11 protein-coding genes are annotated in these 17,459 nt (G+C 69.5%); 9 read left to right on the top strand and 2 right to left on the bottom strand.

The genetic code is table 11. The features are described from left to right. Positions 1 to 214 precede the first annotated feature (214 nt). Both yoaA and tsaB read left to right on the top strand, forming a co-directional pair. On the top strand, positions 215 to 2,269 hold the full coding sequence (gene yoaA, locus ACVOK1_RS17485; RefSeq protein ID WP_481562799.1) for a DNA repair helicase YoaA: 2,055 nt from the start codon (positions 215 to 217) through the stop codon (positions 2,267 to 2,269). 9 nt (positions 2,270 to 2,278) lie between these two features. Then, entirely contained in the window at positions 2,279 to 2,992 is a 714-nt protein-coding gene (gene tsaB, locus ACVOK1_RS17480; protein WP_481562798.1) for a tRNA (adenosine(37)-N6)-threonylcarbamoyltransferase complex dimerization subunit type 1 TsaB, read from the top strand. Positions 2,993 to 3,223: 231 nt separating this feature from the next. On the opposite strand, the gene ACVOK1_RS17475 is transcribed toward tsaB, so the two are convergent. Beyond that, entirely contained in the window at positions 3,224 to 4,108 is an 885-nt protein-coding gene (locus ACVOK1_RS17475) for an energy transducer TonB (protein WP_481562797.1), read from the bottom strand. Continuing rightward, complete coding sequence (gene gshB / locus ACVOK1_RS17470) at positions 4,108 to 5,055, bottom strand: glutathione synthase (protein ID WP_108766001.1); 948 nt, start codon at positions 5,053 to 5,055, stop codon at positions 4,108 to 4,110. The genes ACVOK1_RS17475 and gshB overlap by 1 nt, the downstream gene beginning before the upstream one ends. Positions 5,056 to 5,295: 240 nt before the next feature. On the opposite strand from gshB, the gene pilG reads away from it, so the two are divergent. The 7 genes from pilG to ACVOK1_RS17435 all read left to right on the top strand — a co-directional run bounded on the left by pilG (position 5,296) and on the right by ACVOK1_RS17435 (position 17,339). After that, positions 5,296 to 5,697: a twitching motility response regulator PilG gene (pilG, locus tag ACVOK1_RS17465; RefSeq protein WP_005418455.1), complete on the top strand. Its 402-nt coding sequence runs from the start codon at positions 5,296 to 5,298 to the stop codon at positions 5,695 to 5,697. Positions 5,698 to 5,715: 18 nt separating this feature from the next. Beyond that, positions 5,716 to 6,078, top strand: a complete 363-nt coding sequence (locus ACVOK1_RS17460) for a response regulator (RefSeq protein WP_108769692.1) — start codon at positions 5,716 to 5,718, stop codon at positions 6,076 to 6,078. Then, complete coding sequence (locus tag ACVOK1_RS17455) at positions 6,078 to 6,608, top strand: chemotaxis protein CheW (RefSeq protein ID WP_200753466.1); 531 nt, start codon at positions 6,078 to 6,080, stop codon at positions 6,606 to 6,608. The genes ACVOK1_RS17460 and ACVOK1_RS17455 overlap by 1 nt, the downstream gene beginning before the upstream one ends. A 41-nt stretch (positions 6,609 to 6,649) precedes the next feature. Further along, positions 6,650 to 8,686, top strand: coding sequence for a methyl-accepting chemotaxis protein (locus ACVOK1_RS17450; RefSeq protein WP_481562796.1), 2,037 nt, complete (start codon positions 6,650 to 6,652; stop codon positions 8,684 to 8,686). Positions 8,687 to 8,786: 100 nt separating this feature from the next. Then, positions 8,787 to 15,551 carry a hybrid sensor histidine kinase/response regulator gene (locus tag ACVOK1_RS17445; RefSeq protein ID WP_481562795.1) on the top strand — a complete coding sequence of 2,255 codons (6,765 nt, stop codon included), beginning with the start codon at positions 8,787 to 8,789 and terminating at the stop codon, positions 15,549 to 15,551. Continuing rightward, entirely contained in the window at positions 15,538 to 16,878 is a 1,341-nt protein-coding gene (locus ACVOK1_RS17440) for a chemotaxis protein CheB (protein WP_481562794.1), read from the top strand. The genes ACVOK1_RS17445 and ACVOK1_RS17440 overlap by 14 nt, the downstream gene beginning before the upstream one ends. Next, entirely contained in the window at positions 16,875 to 17,339 is a 465-nt protein-coding gene (locus tag ACVOK1_RS17435; protein WP_164075071.1) for a chemotaxis protein CheW, read from the top strand. Before ACVOK1_RS17440 ends, ACVOK1_RS17435 begins: the two co-directional genes overlap by 4 nt. Positions 17,340 to 17,459: the final 120 nt, after the last annotated feature.

Raw genomic sequence — 17,459 nt, 5'->3', positions numbered from 1 at the left:
GGGGGGGGGTGGGGCGGGGTTGTTTCGTGTGTGGTGTTTGTTGCTTGTATTCATGCTCCCCGCGGGTGGTGGGTTGTGTGCGGCGGCGCCCCCCCCCCCCCCCCCCCCCCCCCGCCCAACAGGCAGCAACCCAGAGCCATGAACACCGCTGTTGCTGTTGCCTTGGCTTGAAACGGGTGCCGGGCAACGCCCGGCCGGGTATCCTTCCTGTCTGATGTCCGACCTCGTTCATGCCAGCCGCGAAGCCCTCAGCGAAGGCGGCGCGCTCGCCTCGCACCTGGATGCCTTCAACCCGCGTCCCGCACAGCTGCGCCTGACCGAGGCCATCGCCGACGCGCTGCAGCAGCGCGACCTGCTGCTGGCCGAGGCCGGTACCGGCACCGGCAAGACGTTCGCGTACCTGGTGCCGGTCCTGCTGTCCGGCCTGCGCACCATCATCTCCACCGGCACCCGCGCGCTGCAGGACCAGCTCTACCACCGTGATCTGCCGCGCGTGCGCCAGGCGCTGGGCGTGGGCCTGCGCAGCGCGCTGCTGAAGGGCCGGGCCAATTACCTGTGCCGCTACCGCCTGCAGCAGGCGCGGGGCGAGCCGCGTTTTTCCAGCCCCGACCAGGCCGCGCAGTTCCAGCGCATCCTCGCCTGGTCCGGCCGCTCGCAGTTCGGTGATATCGCCGAACTGGACGGCCTGGCCGACGATTCGCCGCTGCTGCCGATGGTCACGTCCACCGTCGACAACTGCCTGGGCACCGACTGCCCGTTCTGGGACGACTGTTTCGTCGTGCACGCGCGGCAACGCGCGCAGGCGGCCGACGTGGTGGTGGTCAACCACCACCTGCTGCTGGCCGACCTGGCGCTCAAGCAGGATGGCTTCGGCGAGCTGCTGCCCGGTGCGCAGGCCTTCGTCATCGACGAGGCGCACCAGTTGCCCGAACTCGCCGCGCAGTTCTTCGGCGAGGGCTTCGGCATGCGCCCATGGCAGGAGCTGGCCCGCGACTGCCTGGCCGAGGCGCGTGGCGTCGGCGGTGCGCAGTCGGCGCTGCAGGAGCCGGTCGACCAGCTGCAGCAGGCGCTGCTGGCGCTGCGCCTGGCGATGGAAGGGCTGCCGTCACGCGGTACCCAGTGGCGCGCGTTGGCGATGCCGCAGGTGCGCGAGGGCTTCGATACGGCGATGAGCTGCCTGGTGGCGTTGGAACAGGCGCTGCAGCCGCTGCGCGAAGCCGCCGCCGGCCTCGATGCCTGCCATGCACGTGCGCGCGAAGCGGTTTCGCGGTTGTCGCGCTGGCTGGGCGACGACGAGCCGACCCTGGATTTCGATACCGACCCGGCCGACGCGGCCAGTGCCGCCGACGTGCTCTGGTACGAACTCACCCCGCGCGGGTTCCGCTGCCAGCGCACGCCGATGGATGTGTCCGGGCCGCTGCGCGAGCACCGAGAGCGCAGCCGCGCGGCGTGGATCTTCACCTCGGCCACGCTGACCGTGGGCGGTGGCTTCGACCACATCGCCACCCGCCTGGGGCTGGATGATCCGCATACGCTGGTCCAGCCCAGCCCGTTCAACTGGCCCGAGCAGGCGCTGTGCTACCTGCCTGAGGGTCTGCCCGATCCCGCTGCGCGTGGTTTCGGTACCGCCCTCATCCAGGCCCTGCGGCCGGTGCTGCAGGCCTCGCAGGGCAGGGCGTTCCTGCTGTTTGCCTCGCACCGTGCGCTGCGCGAGGCCGCCGAGGCGCTGCGCGACGGGCCGTGGCCGCTGTTCGTGCAGGGCGAGGCGCCGCGCGCCACCTTGCTGCAGCGCTTCCGCGAATCCGGCAATGGCGTGCTGCTTGGCTCGGCCAGCTTCCGCGAGGGCGTGGACGTGGTCGGCGAGGCGCTGAGCGTGGTGGTGATCGACAAGCTGCCGTTCGCCGCGCCGGACGACCCGGTGTACGAGGCGCGGCTGGAGGCGATCCGCAGCCAGGGTGGCAATCCGTTCCGCGACGAACAGCTGCCGCAGGCGGTGATCGCCCTCAAGCAGGGCGTGGGCCGGCTGATCCGCAGCGAGACCGACCGCGGTGTGCTGGTGCTGTGCGACCCGCGCCTGCTCAACCGCGGCTATGGCCGGGTATTCCTCGATTCGCTGCCGCCGTTCCGCCGCACCCGCGCCTTGGCCGATGTTCAGGCCTTCTTTGCGCCACAATGGGCCCCCGTGGCCGACGCCGCCGTCGCCCCGACCGTCCCGGCCCCCGCGCCGGGTCCCCAGCCGGCCCCCGGCGCCACGTTCCCCCTGTTCTGATTCCCTCCGATGAAACTGCTCGCCTTTGAAACCGCCACCGAAGCCTGTTCCGTTGCCCTGCATGTCGATGGGCAGGTGCTGGAGCGCTTCGAGATCGCCCCGCGCCGCCATGCCGAGCTGAGCCTGCCGTGGGCCGAGGCGCTGCTGGCCGAAGCCGGCATCAGCCGCCGCCAGCTCGATGGCATCGCCCTCAGCCGTGGGCCGGGTGCGTTCACCGGCGTGCGCCTGGCGATCGCGATCGCGCAGGGCATCGCCCTGGCGCTGGACCGGCCGCTGCTGCCGGTGTCGACGCTGCAGGTGCTGGCGCTGCGCGCGCCGGCCGAGGAAACCCAGATCCTGTCGGCGATAGATGCGCGGATGGGTGAGTTGTACGTGGCGCGCTTCGAGCGCGTGGATGGCCTGCCGGTGGCCCGCGATGCCGAGCGCGTGTGCTCACCGGCGGCGGTGGCGTTGCCGGACGGGCTGCAGGCCTACGGCATCGGCACCGGTTTCGGTGCGGCCGACGGTGCGCTGGTGACGCAGCTGGGTGCGGGCCTGCGTGGTTTCGATGCAGCGGCATTGCCGCGCGCGTCGGACGTGCTGGCCCTGGCGGTGCCGGCGTTCGCACGTGGCGAAGGCGTGGCGGCGGAGAAGGTCGAACCGGCGTACCTGCGGGATAACGTCGCATTGACCCTGGTCGAGCAGCAGGCCGCCCGCGAGGCGAAGGCGAAAGCCAACGGCTGAGCCCCTCGTGGCGGGGCGGTTGGTCGCTCAATGCAAAAGCCGCGCCTGGCCGGGGGGGGGGGGGGGGGGGGGGGGGGGGGTGGTTGATTGGGGCCGGCGACGCCACCAAATAGGATAAGAACGCGCGCCCCCCCCCCCCCCCCCCCCCGCCAGACCCACAGCCAAACCGCCGCTTTTGACGTCGATGTGGACGTCCAGCGGGTCCCGGGCCGCAGGCCCGGGCAACAAACCTCACCGGTCGTCGCGCAGTTCGCCACCCGGCAGGAACACCCAGGTGCGGGTCACCTGCAGGATATCCACGCCATCATCCGTCTTCGGCAACGCTGGGAACGGCTGCGCCAGCTGGATCACCCGCAGCGCCGCCTCATCCAGCAACGGCGTGCCGCTGGTTTTCAGGATGCGGCTGCTTTCCACGCTGCCATCGCGGCGCACCCCCACGCTGATCACCACCTGGCCCGCCAGCCGGCGCCGGCGTGCTTCGTCCGGGTAGTTCAGGTTGCCCACCTGCTCGGCGCGGTCGACCCACGCACGCAGGTAGTTGGCGTAGGCGTATTCGCGCGTGCTGGCCGAAACGAACTTGCGGTTCGGACGCTTGGCGTACTGCGCCGAGCGCAGGTGTACCTCGGCAGCCAGGCGGGCCATTTCCGCATCACGCTGCTCGCGCGCGGTCTGCGCCGCGTCCGGGGTCGGTTCCAGCGGGGTGGGGCGGGCCTGCGCCTGCGCCACGGTGTCCTCGCCATTGCGGCTGCTGACCACCCGCGCCTGCGGCGGCGGCACCGGCGCGGCCGACTGCTGTTGCTGCGGCACCGGGCTCAGCCCACTCTGTGCCTGCGGCACGATGCCGGTCTGGTTGTCGCGCGGGCGTTGCGCGCGGTCATGCTCGCCGCCGCCTCCCTGGCTGGCCGCCGCCAGGAAATCGGCCTGCTTCGGCGTCAGCGCCGTGCGGGTCTGGCTGAAGATCACTTCCAGCGTCGGCACCAGCGGTGCCTCGCCCTTCACGGCAAAGCCCACGCCCAGGATCAGCAGGGCGTGGACGATGACCGACAGGGCAAGGGTGGCCCCCAGCCGCTGCGCTTCGCGCGGCGGCGGGGAGAGCACGGCGGACGCGGCATCCATCAGCGCAGGCCGGCCTCGATCGCGTCGAACAGGGTGCCGGCGATGTTCAGCCCGTACTGCGCGTCCAGCTCGCGCACGCAGGTCGGGCTGGTCACGTTCACTTCGGTCAGGTAATCACCGATCACGTCGAGGCCGACGAAACGCATGCCTCGGCGCTTCATCTCCGGCCCGACCTGGGCGGCGATCCAGCGGTCACGCTCGCTCAGCGGGCGGCCTTCACCGCGGCCACCGGCGGCCAGGTTGCCGCGGAACTCGTCACCCTGCGGGATGCGCGCCAGGCAGTAGTCCACCGGTTCGCCGTCGACCAGCAGGATGCGCTTGTCGCCGGCGGTGATGTCGGGAATGAACTTCTGGGCCAGCGCCAGCTTGCGGCCGCCGTCGGTCAGGGTTTCCAGGATCACGTTCAGGTTCGGATCGCCCTGGCCGCTGCGGAAGATCGAGCGACCGCCCATGCCGTCCAGCGGCTTCAGCACGGCCTGGCCGTGTTCCAGGGCGAAGGCCTTCAGTGCCTTGGCGTCGCGGCTGACCAGGGTCGGCGGGCAGCACTGCGGGAACAGCAGGGCGGCCAGCTTTTCGTTGTAGTCGCGCAGGCCCTGCGGGTTGTTGACCACGCAGGCGCCGGCGGCGGCGGCCACGTCCAGCACCTGGGTGTCATAGACGTATTCGGCATCGACCGGCGGGTCCTTGCGCATCAGCACGATCTGGCCGGGGCCGAATACCGTGCGGCTGAATGCGCCAAGTTCGTACCAGCCGGAGGGGTCGTCGCGGACCTGCAGCGGGGCGGTCTGGGCCACCGCCACGCCGCCTTCCAGGGCCAGGCCGCCCGGCCGCACATAGTGCAGGGCATGGCCGCGGCGCTGGGCTTCCAGCAGCATGGCGAAGGTGGTGTCCTTGGCGATCTTGATGTGGGCGATGGGGTCCATCACCACGATGACGTTCAACGGCATGGGTGCACCTGTCAGGCAAGGCGTTGATGGTAGCGGCAACGCCCCCCGCGTGCCTGCCCGGGGTGCTGCAACGCTGCGTCCGTCCAGCCGTCTGCGCAGTCATTGCCAAACCTGTCACGTTCAGCAAGCCGGCATCCCAAGCGCCGTGGGCGGCGCTTGAAGCGGGCGCGGAAAGTGCGATATAGATACGCCTTCGTAGCGGCCCCCAGCACAGAAGGGTCGCGCGCTTGGGGAAAGGCAATGACTGAAAACACGACTGCGGGCGGGGAGCTCGCAGGACTCCGGGTGATGGTCATCGATGACTCGAAGACCATCCGCCGGACTGCGGAAACGCTGCTGAAGCGCGAAGGCTGCGAAGTGGTGACCGCGACCGATGGCTTCGAGGCCTTGGCCAAGATCGCCGACCAGCAGCCACAGATCATCTTCGTGGACATCATGATGCCCCGTCTCGACGGGTATCAGACCTGCGCGCTGATCAAGGGCAACCAGCTGTTCAAGGCAACGCCGGTCATCATGCTGTCCTCCAAGGACGGCCTGTTCGACAAGGCCCGCGGACGCATCGTCGGCTCGGAACAGTACCTGACCAAGCCTTTCACGCGGGAAGAACTGCTGGGTGCCATCCGCACATACGTCAACGCCTGACCAGGGGGGAAAGGCACAATGGCTCGTATCGTCCTGATCGAGGATTCACCGACCGACCGCGCGGTGTTCACCCAGTGGCTGCGCCGTGCCGGCCACGAGGTGCTGGAAGCGGACAACGCCGAGGATGGCCTGCAGCTGGTGCGTGACCAGGTTCCGCAGCTGGTGCTGATGGACGTGGTCCTGCCCGGCATGAGCGGTTTCCAGGCCACCCGCGCGATGTCGCGCGATGCGGCGATCAAGCACATCCCGGTCATCATCGTCAGCACCAAGGCGATGGAAACCGACAAGGCATGGGGCCTGCGCCAGGGCGCGGCCGATTACATCGTCAAGCCGCCGCGCGAGGAAGACCTGATCGCGCGGATCAACGAACTGGTGGCCTGATGCGTTCGCCCTTCGACATTCTTGAAGCCTACGAACGGCGCAGCCTGTCCCATGCAGTGCAGCTGCCCGGGCGGCAGTTCGCCGAGGACCTCTGGCGTGGCGTCGGCTTCCGCGTGGGCCAGCGCCGGCTGGTGTCCGATTTCCGCGAAGTGGTGGAAATCGTGCCGATGCCGCCGGTGACCCCGGTGCCCTGCGCGCAGCCCTGGCTGCTGGGCGTGGGCAACCTGCGCGGCAACCTGTTCCCGGTGGTCGACCTGAAGTACTTCCTGGAAGGCGCGCGCACCGTGCAGCAGGAAGGCCAGCGCGTGCTGATCATGCGCCAGGCCGGCGGCGACGTCGCCCTGACCATCGACGAGCTGTTCGGCCAGCGCAGTTTCGAACTGGGCCAGCAGGTCCAGGCCGGCACCCTGGCCGAAGGCCGCTACGGTCATTTCGTCGATCGCGCCTTCCATGCCGACGGCCATGACTGGGGCGTGTTCTCGCTCTCGTTGCTGTCGCGCACCCCTGAATTCCGGCAAGCCGCGGCCTGAGGCCGGGCAACGCCCCCTGCATTGAAGATCGAGGTTGAACGATGAGTACTGCTTCGGACGCCCCCAAGACCGGCAAGCTGCGGCTGGGCGGCAGCAACCTCTGGCTGGCCCTGCTGGCCCTGTCGATGATCCTGTTCGGTGTGAACACCGGCGTCTCCACCTGGCAGGGCAGCCGCCTGGCCGATGCCGGTTCCAAGGCCGCCGACCTGCAGGTGCTCTCGCAGCAGCTGGCCAACCAGGGCCGTGATGCCGTGGGCGGCAACGCGCAGGCGTTCACCGCCTTCAAGGCCACCCGCAACGCCATCGAGCAGAACGTGTCCACGCTGCAGGGCCGCTACGGCAACGAGCCGGGCGTGTCCAAGGCGATCACCACGCTGTCCAACACCTGGGCCCCGCTGGGCAAGCAGGCCGGCCAGCTGGTCGCCAGCGAGCCGGCGGTGCTGGCGCTGGCCGGCAACGCCAACAACTTCACCGGCGCGGTGCCGGGCCTGCAGGCCCAGTTGAACGAGCTGGTGCGCGCGATGTCCGCTTCCGGTGCACCTGCATCGCAGGTGTACAGCGCCCTGCAGCAGGTCGTGGTGGCCGGTTCGATGGCCCGCCGCGTGACCGAAATGCGCGCCGGTGGCGCCGCCGCGGCTGCCTCGGGCGACGCCCTGGCCCGCGACATCACCGTGTTCTCGCAGGTGCTCGATGGCCTGCGCAACGGCAACGAAGATCTCGGCATCACCGCCGTGCGCGGTGCCGGTGCCGTGGCCGCACTGGAACAGTCGCAGCAGAAGTGGGAGGCGATGAAGCAGGACGCCGATGCGATTCTGGCCAGCTCGCGCCAGCTGTTCGCCGCGCAGTCCGCCGCCAACGCGCTGGGCCAGGGCTCCTCGCGCATGCTGGACGACAGCCGCAAGCTGTTCGAGGCGTTCTCCTCGTTCGGCTCGGTGTCCGATACCCGCCTGTTCCCGAACTTCTGGATCGGCGTCATCTCCGGTGCGCTGTCGCTGATCGCGATCATCGGCTTCGTTTCCACCAGCGTGCGCAGCCGTTCGCGCGAGCAGGAACTGCGCTACCAGACCCAGGTGGAGTTCAACAGCCGCAACCAGCAGGCGATCATGCGGCTGCTGGACGAAATCTCCTCGCTCGGTGAGGGTGACCTGACCGTCAAGGCCTCGGTGACCGAGGACATGACCGGCGCCATCGCCGACGCCATCAACTACGCCGTGGACGAACTGCGCCACCTGGTGACCACCATCAACGACACCTCGGCCAAGGTCGCCGTGTCCACCCAGGAAACCCAGGCCACCGCCATGCAGCTGGCAGAGGCGGCGGGCCACCAGGCCAACCAGATCACCTCGGCTTCGGACCGCATCGGCGAAATCGCGGCGAGCATCGAGCAGGTGTCGCGCAACTCGGCCGAGTCCGCCGACGTGGCACAGCGCTCGGTGGTCATCGCCGCCGAGGGTGCCGGCGTGGTCCGCGAGACCATCCAGGGCATGGACCAGATCCGCGACCAGATCCAGGAAACCTCCAAGCGCATCAAGCGCCTGGGTGAGTCCTCGCAGGAAATCGGCTCGATCGTGGAGCTGATCAACGACATTTCCGAGCAGACCAACATCCTGGCGTTGAACGCGGCCGTGCAGGCAGCGTCGGCCGGTGAAACCGGTCGCGGTTTCGCGGTCGTGGCCGACGAAGTGCAGCGCCTGGCAGAACGTACCTCGGGTGCGACCCGACGCATCGAAAACCTGGTCCAGGCCATTCAGGCCGATACCAACGAAGCGGTGACCTCGATGGAGCAGACCACTGCTGAAGTGGTCTCCGGTGCGCGCCTGGCCGAGGACGCCGGTACCGCACTGACCGAGATCGAGCGCGTGTCCAACGCCCTCAACACCCTCATCAAGAACATCTCCATCGCCGCCCAGCAGCAGTCCGCTGCGGCCTCGGACATCACCCGCACGATGGGCGTGATCCGCCAGATCACCGGCCAGACCTCGCAGGGTGCCGGACAGACCGCCGAGTCGATCGGCCACCTGGCGCAGTTGGCGGCCGACCTGCGTCGTTCGGTCGCCGACTTCAAGCTGCCGGCGTGACGCGGGCAGGGCGGCGAGCAAGGAATCATTCGATGAAGCATTTCCATTTCCCACGCCAGAAAACGCGCGGCCTCCGCGCGGCGGCGACCGGAGCGCGTCCATGAGCAGCCTGCGCGATGCGATGAGCCATGCAGCGCTGGGCTGGGTCAAGCCGGAGCTGGACGAGACCCTGCGCCAGGTGCGGCACGAGGTCGAGTACTTCGTCGAGGACCCGGCCGACGGCAGCCGCATGCGCATCTGCGCCGGCTACCTGCACCAGGTGCAGGGCACCCTGCGCATGGTCGAGCTGTATGCCCCGGCGATGGTGGCCGAGGAACTGGAACAGCTGGCCGTGGCCGTCGGCGAAGGCCGCGTGGCCGACCGCGATGAAGCCTGCGCCACGCTGATGCGTGGCAGCGTGCTGCTGCCCGATTACCTGGAACGCCTGCAGAACGGCCACCGCGATATTCCGATCGTGCTGATGCCGCTGCTGAACGAGATCCGCGCCGCGCGTGGCGAAGAAGGCGTCAATGACAGCGTGCTGTTCGCCTTCGCGCCGGACAGCGTCAGCGCCACCGAGGCCGAGCTGGACCACGCCCGTGGCAGCCTGAGCGGCCGCAACCGCGAGCTGCTCGATACCGTCGGCAGCGCGGTCAAGGAAGAACTGCTGCAGGTCAAGGATGCCCTGGACCTGCACCTGCGCACCGGCGCTGCGCCGCAGCAGCTGCAGGAACAGGTGACCAAGCTGGGCGCGGTCGGCGACACGCTGGGCATGATGGGCCTGGGCGCTGCCCGCGGCGTGGTCGCGCAGCAGCGCGATGCGCTGCTGGCCGTGGTCGAAGGCCGCCAGCAGATCGACGAAGACATGCTGCTGGATATCGCCGGTGCGCTGCTCTATGTCGATGCGTCGCTGGACGACCAGGTCGCCCACCTGGGCGCCGGTGGCAGTGGCGAGGACGACCCGAGCGCGGTGGAGAACCGGCGCACGGTGGAAGTGCTGGCCCACGAGGCGATCGCCAATTTCGCCGCCGCCCGCGAGCACTTCGTCGCCTTCATCGAAACCAGCTGGAACCATGCCGAACTGCAGGACGTGCCGCGCCTGCTGGGCGACGTGTCCGGTGCGCTGCGCATGCTCGACCTGGGCACCGCCGCCGATTACCTGCGCGGCGTGCAGCAGTACATCGAAGCCGAACTGATCGGCCGCCAGCGCGTGCCCAGTGGCCGGCAGCTGGACACGCTGGCCGATGCCATGGCCAGCCTGGAGTACTACCTGGAAGCGCTGCGTGACCGCCGCCCGGGTCGCGAGGACATCCTCGACATTACCCGCAGCAGCCTGGAAACCCTGCGCTACTGGCCGCTGCCCGAGCGCAGCAGCACGGTTGCCGAGACCGAGACCGAGGCCGACGCGGATCCGCTGCAGCCGATCGAGCGCGAGAGCGTGCCGCTGGCCGCCGCTGCGCTGCAGCTGGAGCCGGTGGAGATCGCCGTGCAGCCTGCCGCGCCGGCGCCGGGCGAGATCCCGCCGCCGCTGCCGGACTTCACCTTCGATCCGCTGCCGGCTGCGCCGGTGGCCGACAACAGCCTGATGTTCGGCGCGCTGGGCGGGCAGGACATCGCCGCATCCGCACCCGAGCAGGCCGAACCTGCGCCGCTGCTGTTCGCGGCTTCGACCGCGCCGGTGCCGAGCGTGCCGCAGTGGGAGCTGGGTGGCCACGACGCCGCGCCCGTCGCCGATGAGCGCGCACCGACCTTCAACAGTTTCGATCCGGTCAGCTTCGAGCACGAGGGCGCGGCCCAGCACGTGGCCCCGCAGTGGTCGTTGGCCGACGTCGAAGCGGCGCAGGCCGATGATGGCGACGCGCTGGTGCTGGAAGACAGCGTCGAGGACTTCGGCGTTGCCGCGCTGGACGACGCCGCAGGCGCTTCGCTGGAGCTGGCGGCCGTGCCCGTGTTCGACCCGGTGGCTGCCGAGCATGACGGCCCGGCCGTGCTGGCCGACGAGGTGGTGTTCCACTTCGACAACAGCGCACTGGACAACGCCGACGACGTGCTGTCGCTGCAGGCGATGGAAACGCTGTCGCTGGACGAGGAAGACGACGCGCAGCTGCCGGTGCTGGAGATCGTCGACGCGGTTGAAGCCGCGCCGGTCGAAGTGCTGGAGCTGGAGTCCACCGCGACGATCGAGCCCGTCGAGCAGATCGACATGGCCGATGTGGTTGCCGAAGCGGCGCCGGTTGAAATGATCGAGGCCCTGGCCGCCGCCGAGACCGGCGCGGACGAGGTCCTGGCCACTGCCGCCGCGCCTGCCACGACCGTGTCCCTGGTCGACGTCGATACCATCGCGCCGATCGATTTCAGCGAGGCCGATGCGCAGTTCTTCGCCGAACTGAGCGCGGCTGCTGCCGAGTTCAATCCGCAGGCCGTGCCGGCCACCCCGGCACCGGAAGTCGCTGCCGTGGCTGCCGAAGCCACCGGCTTCGAGGCGGGCTTCGATGACGATGCCGAGAACATCGACCAGGATATCCGCGAGGTGTTCCTGGAAGAGTTCGATGACGAGATGGGCAATCTCGGCACGCTGCTGCCGGCCTGGCGCATGCAGCCGGACAACATGGACCGGCTGCGTCCGATCCGCCGCATCTTCCACACCCTCAAGGGCAGTGGCCGCCTGGTCGGCGCCCGCACCTTGGGCGAGTTCGCCTGGAAGATCGAGGGCATGCTCAACCGCGTGCTCGATGGCAGCCGTGCGGCCACCCCGGCCGTGCTGGCGATGGTCGACCATGCCAACACCGCGCTGCCGCAGCTGAATGCCGCGCTGCGCGATGGCCAGCGCGTCACCGTGGACCTGCAGGCGATGCAGGCCATCGCTGACCGCGTGGCCGCCGGTGAGGAAACCTTCTACGTGCCGCTGCCGGTGGCTGCCGCGCCGCAGCCGGTGGCGCCGACCGAAGCCGTGGCCGACGTGCCGGTGCTGGACGACGCCGCTGCCGTGGAAGCGGCGCTTGCCGCCGACACCGTGGCCGAGCTGGTCGGTACGCCAGCCAACATCGACAGCGTGCTGCGCGAGATCCTGGAAGCCGAGGTGGAAGTCCACCTGGCGACCCTGCAGCAGTGGCTGCAGTCGGCGCAGCAGGCCGAGCAGCCGGTGAACGATGCGCTGCTGCGCGCCGTGCACACCATGAACGGCGCCTTCGCGATGACCGAAGTGCCGGAAATCACCGCCGTTACCGGTGCCGCCGAGTCCTACATCAAGCGTGCGCTGGCCGCTGAAGTGGTGCCGGGTGCCGAGGCGCTGGGTGCGCTGGATGCCACCGCGCAGGCGATCGGCGCCACCATGGAAGCGCTGCAGGCCGAACAGCCGCGCATCGCGCCGCAGGCCGAGCTGGCGCAGCGCCTGCAGGCGCTGGCCGGTGAACTGCCGGAAGCGCGCTGGCCGATGGTCGGTCTGGAAATGGACGACGAAGATTTCGACGAGGTTGAAGCCGAAGCCGAAGCCGAAGCCGAAGCCGAAGCGAATGCCGCCGACATCGATGTGGTCGATGTGCAGCGTGATGCCGAGGTTGAAGCGGATGTCGTGGCTGACATTGAAGCGCCTGCTGACGCCGCCGTGCCGGTTGCCGAAGCCGAAGCCGCGCCCGACGCCGGTCTGGAGGCTGCCGAACTGACCGGTGGCGAAGACCTGTCGCGCTACTTCGATGCCGGCTGGCCGTCGATGCCGGAGGCCGCTGCCACGCTGCCGACGGTGATCGAAGCGGACGCTGTCGTTGAAGCCATCGAAGCCGATGACGTTGCTGAAACCGCTGAAACCGCTGAAACCGCTGAAACCGCTGAAACCACGCAGGACGCGGCTGAAGTCGCGCCAGTTGCGATCGATGTGGACGCCGCCGGCCTGACCGCCGTCGACGATCTGTCGCCGTACCTGGATGCCAGCGCGCTGCCGGTGGATGACCGTGATCTGGAAGATGCTGTCGTTGCGGCGGAAAGTGACGCAATTGCCCTGAGCCCGCTGCCGCAGGCGCCGGTTGTTGAGGCGGTTGACCAAGACATCGAGGCATTGGCGCTCGACAGCGACGCAACCAGCCTTCAGGATGAAATGGCTGTGCCGGGCTTCGCAGAACCGGTCACGCTGGAGGCCGCGCTCGAAGCCGGCCTGCACGTGATCGAGGACGAACAGGCGCAGGACGAGGACGGCCAGTGGCCGGTGCTCGGCCTGCAGGCCAGCGAACTCGCGCCGGGCGAGGCGGAAGCCTTTGCCGAGGATGCGGACGTCGGCGGGGAGGCGGCGGTCGGTGAAGGAGAGAGCGCCGACCTGCCGTCCCCGGCGACGGTGAATGACGACGTGTTGGTTGACGACGCGTCGACCGATGAGGTGGCCGAGGTGGCCGCACCGGTGCGTCTGTTCGAGATGGAAGAGGCGCCGGGCCACAGCCAGGATGCCGCCGAAGCCGCAGTTGTCGCAGCCGAGGCCGTTGAACCGGACGCCATCGAAGCCGAGCCTGTCGAAGCCGAAGCCGAAGCCGAGGCCGAAGCCGATCAGCTCGACTTCACTGTCTACGACCGCGAGCTGGTCGATATCTTCGTTGAGGAAGGCAAGGACCTGCTCGACCATTGCGATGGCCTGATCAGCGAACTGCGCGATGCACCGCAGGACCGCGAGGTCGTGGCCGGCCTGCAGCGTGACCTGCACACGCTCAAGGGCGGTGCACGCATGGCCGGCATCAACGCCATCGGTGACCTCGGCCACAGCATCGAATCGCTGCTGGAAGCCGTGGCCGCTGGCCGCACCGAAATTGAACGTCCTGACGTGCAGCTGCTGGAGCGTGGTTTCGATCGCCTGCACCAGCTGCTGACCCGCACCGGTGACCACCGCGTGGTCGAGCCGCCGCAGGATCTGGTGGACGCCTTTGAAGCGCGCACCCGCAGCGATGCTGCCGCGACTGCCAAGGCTGCTGCAGCCAGCACCGACCCGGCTGACGAGGCACCGGTGGCGACCGTGCCGCTGCCCCTGGGCGACGCGCCGCTGTCGGCACCGCTGCCGGTGGAAGGCGCGCCGGAGGAGGATCCGCTGGCGCGTCCGCAGCAGGAACAGGTGCGCGTGCGCGCCGACCTGCTCGACCGCCTGGTCAACCACGCCGGTGAAGTGGCGATCTACCGCTCGCGCCTGGAGCAGCAGCTGGGTGCCTTCCGTGGCGCCATGGGCGAACTGGAGCGCACCAATGCGCGACTGCGCGACCAGCTGCGCCGACTCGACCTGGAAACCGAGGCGCAGATCGTCGCCCGCTACCAGCGCGAGCAGGACCAGGCCGACCAGAAGTTCGATCCGCTGGAACTGGACCGTTTCTCCACCCTGCAGCAGCTCAGCCGTGCGCTGAACGAATCGGCAGCCGACCTTGGTGGCCTGCAGGGCGTGCTGGACGATCTGTCGCGCCAGTACGATTCGCTGCTGCAGCAGCAGTCGCGCGTCAGCTCGGAACTGCAGGACGGCCTGATGCGCGCGCGCATGGTACCGTTCGACGGCCTGGTGCCGCGCCTGCGCCGTGTCGTCCGCCAGGCCGGCATGGACACCAGCAAGCAGGTGCACCTGACCCTGGAAGGTACCCACGGCGAACTGGACCGCAACGTCCTGGACCGCATGGTCGCGCCGCTGGAGCACATGCTGCGCAACTCGGTGGCCCACGGCCTGGAAGCACCGGAACAGCGTCGCGCCGCCGGCAAGCCGGAAGAAGGCGAGATCGCCATCCGCCTGCACCGCGAAGGTTCGGAAATCGTGCTGGAAGTGGCCGATGACGGTGCCGGCCTGGACCGCGAGGCGATCCGTCGCCGCGCCATCGACCGTGGCCTGCTGGCCGCCGATGCCTCGCTGAACGAACAGGAGCTGGACAGCCTGATCTTCGCCGCCGGCTTCTCCACTGCCGACCAGGTCAGCCAGCTGGCCGGCCGCGGCGTGGGCATGGACGTGGTGCGCAACGAAGTGCGCCAGCTCGGTGGCTCGGTCGACATCCAGTCGGTGCGTGGCCAGGGCGTGCGCTTCACCCTGCGCCTGCCGCAGACCCTGGCCGTCACCCAGGCCGTGTTCGTGCAGATCGGCGAAACCACGTTTGCCGTGCCGGTGGCGTCGGTCAGTGGTATCGGCCGCCTGTCGCGCGAGCGTTTCGAAGCCGCCGACAGCAGCTACCGCTACAGCGGCGAAGACTATCCGCTGTACGACCTGGGCAGCCTGGTCGGCCAGGCCCCGGCGCGTGCCGACGGCCAGGACCAGGTGCCGCTGCTGCTGGTCCGCGCCGGCGACCTGCGTGCCGCCGTGGCGATCGACCAGGTGCTGGGCAACCGCGAAATCGTGGTGAAGCCGGTCGGCCTGCAGATCGCTTCGGTGCCGGGTATCTACGGCGCCACCATCACCGGCGATGGCCGCGTGGTGGTCATCCTCGACGTGGCCCCGCTGGTGCGCCGCTACCTGGCCAACCCGATCGCGCCGGTGCAGGACAACGCGCCGCGCCTGGAGCGCCAGGTTCCGCTGGTGATGGTGGTCGACGATTCGCTGACCATGCGCAAGGTGACCGGCCGCATCCTGGAACGCCACAACTTCGAGGTCAGCGTCGCCCGCGACGGTGTCGAGGCCTTGGAGCAGCTGGAAGAGCGCGTGCCCGACCTGATGCTGCTGGACATCGAAATGCCGCGCATGGACGGTTACGAGCTGGCCACCGCGATGCGTGCCGACCCGCGCTACAAGGACGTGCCGATCGTGATGATCACCTCGCGCAGCGGTGACAAGCATCGCCAGCGCGCCTTCGAGATCGGCGTGCAGCGCTACCTGGGCAAGCCGTACCAGGAGCTGGACCTGATGCGTAACGTGTATGACCTGCTGGGGATCGCCCGTGTCCGTGAGTGACGTCAATCCGGTTCCGGCCGTTGCCCTGCTGGCCCGTCCGGGCGCTGCCCGTGAGCGCCTGCGCGAGGCGCTGGCGCATGCCGATGTGCAGATCGTGCTGGAAGATGATCCGACCACGCTGGAGCCGCAGGCGCTGGCCGATGCGCATCCGCAGTTCGTGGTGATCGCCCTGGAAGCGGCCATCGAGGACGCGCTGGAGCGGCTGGAGCCGGCGTTGTCGGCGCCGGGCCTGACCCTGGTGTTCGACGAGGCCGAACTGGCCGCGCGCCGCGACGGCTGGGAAGCGCAGCGCTGGGGCCGCCATCTGTCGGCCAAGCTGCACGGCCACCAGCAGGTGCTGCCGCCGGGCGCCGAAGACGAACCCAGCCTGCAGCTGGAACCGGGCCGGCCTTCGCCGCCGCCGGTACCGCCGAAGGATGAAGTCCTGCACGCGCACATGGAGCAGGCCCAGGACTGGGCCGGCGACGTGCCGGCCGACAGCCTGTACACCACACCTGCACCGCCGGCGACGTTTGCTGAACCGATGTCGCTGGAACAGCACTTGGCCGCGTTGCAGGCGCAGACGCCGGAGCCCGCTGCCGATGCAGTGGAGGCGCCGGCGGACGATGCGCCCGTGCCGCCGCCGGTGTCCTTCGATCACACCGCCTGGTCGCTGGTCGACGAGGCCGCCGACACACCGGCCGCCGCCGCGCCCACGCGCGACGAGCCGGTGGCCGCACCGTCGTTCGACACCGGCCGCCTGAGCCTGGTCGACCTGGATGCCGGCCTTCCTGCCGGTGCACGCGCCGGGGCGCTGCTGGTTCTGGCCGGCATCGGTGGACCCGATGCGCTGCGCCGCCTGCTGGGCGCGCTGCCGACCGGGCTGGCCGTGCCGGTGCTGGTGCACATGCGCCTGGACGGGGGCCGCTACGGCAACCTGGTCAAGCAGATGGCACGGGTATCGACGCTGCCGGTGCAGTTGGCCGAGGCCGGCCGCCGCGCGGCGCCGGGCGAGGTCCACATCCTGTCCGACGACATCGGCGTGCGTGCCGCGGCCGATGGCCTGCATTTCCAGACCGACCCGCTGGGTATCTCGATTGCCGCGCTGCCGGCCGAACACAGCGCCCTGGTCCTGCTCAGCGGTGCCGACCTGGCCCATGTCGGCCCGGCCCTGGACCTGGCCGAGGCCGGTGCCTGGGTGGCAGGGCAGGTGGGTGAAGGCTGCTATGACCCCGCCGCGGCAACCGCCGTGGTCGCTGCCGGCATGGTGGCCGGTGAACCGCAGGAACTGGCGCAGGCCATCGCGGCGCGCTGGGCCGTGGACGAGGACAACGGAGAGACGCCATGAGCTACGCAAACAACGATGAGATCCGTGGCGTCCTGATCCAGTCCGGTGGCGAGCGCGTGCTGCTGCCCAATGCGACGGTGGCCGAAATGATGTCGCGCGTGGCAGTGGAACCGGTGGCCGATGCGCCGCGCTGGCTGGTCGGGCAGATCGCCTGGCACGGCTGGCAGGTGCCGCTGCTGTCCTTCGCCCGCCTGTCCGGCCTGGGCGAAGAAATGGTGGGCGGGCACAACAAGGTGGTGGTGCTGAAGGCCCTCAGCGGCAACGCGCAGCGCCCGTACTACGCGCTGCTGACGCAGAACTTCCCGCAGCTGATCTCGGTGCCGCGCGACGGCCTGCTGGCCGATGCTTCGGAAGAAACCCTGCCGGAAATCGTGCACATGCGCGTGCTGCTGGGTGAAAAGAGCGCGTTGCTGCCGAACCTGGACGCGCTGGAATCGGCGCTGGATTCGCTGGCCGCCTGACCACCGGATGGTAGTGCCCGGCCCCGGCCCGCACACCCCAAAAGCGTGGGGCCCCCCCCCCGCCCGGCCCCAACAGCCCCCCCCCCGCCGGAGGCAGAGCACCCCAAACCCCACCCCCCC

This window comes from Stenotrophomonas sp. STEN087 (assembly GCF_056759115.1).
The sequence above is the reverse complement of the archived record's forward strand: the minus strand, read 5'-3'. Positions and strand labels throughout refer to the sequence as shown.

Excerpts from the sequence above, each read along its gene's own strand:
- ACVOK1_RS17450 (WP_481562796.1), top strand. The coding sequence starts at position 6,650 with ATGAGTACTGCTTCGGACGCCCCCAAGACCGGCAAGCTGCGGCTGGGC.
- gshB (WP_108766001.1), bottom strand. The coding sequence starts at position 5,055 with ATGCCGTTGAACGTCATCGTGGTGATGGACCCCATCGCCCACATCAAG.
- ACVOK1_RS17435 (WP_164075071.1), top strand. The coding sequence starts at position 16,875 with ATGAGCTACGCAAACAACGATGAGATCCGTGGCGTCCTGATCCAGTCC.
- ACVOK1_RS17475 (WP_481562797.1), bottom strand. The coding sequence starts at position 4,108 with ATGGATGCCGCGTCCGCCGTGCTCTCCCCGCCGCCGCGCGAAGCGCAG.
- ACVOK1_RS17460 (WP_108769692.1), top strand. The coding sequence starts at position 5,716 with ATGGCTCGTATCGTCCTGATCGAGGATTCACCGACCGACCGCGCGGTG.
- yoaA (WP_481562799.1), top strand. The coding sequence starts at position 215 with ATGTCCGACCTCGTTCATGCCAGCCGCGAAGCCCTCAGCGAAGGCGGC.
- ACVOK1_RS17455 (WP_200753466.1), top strand. The coding sequence starts at position 6,078 with ATGCGTTCGCCCTTCGACATTCTTGAAGCCTACGAACGGCGCAGCCTG.
- tsaB (WP_481562798.1), top strand. The coding sequence starts at position 2,279 with ATGAAACTGCTCGCCTTTGAAACCGCCACCGAAGCCTGTTCCGTTGCC.
- ACVOK1_RS17445 (WP_481562795.1), top strand. The coding sequence starts at position 8,787 with ATGAGCAGCCTGCGCGATGCGATGAGCCATGCAGCGCTGGGCTGGGTC.
- pilG (WP_005418455.1), top strand. The coding sequence starts at position 5,296 with ATGACTGAAAACACGACTGCGGGCGGGGAGCTCGCAGGACTCCGGGTG.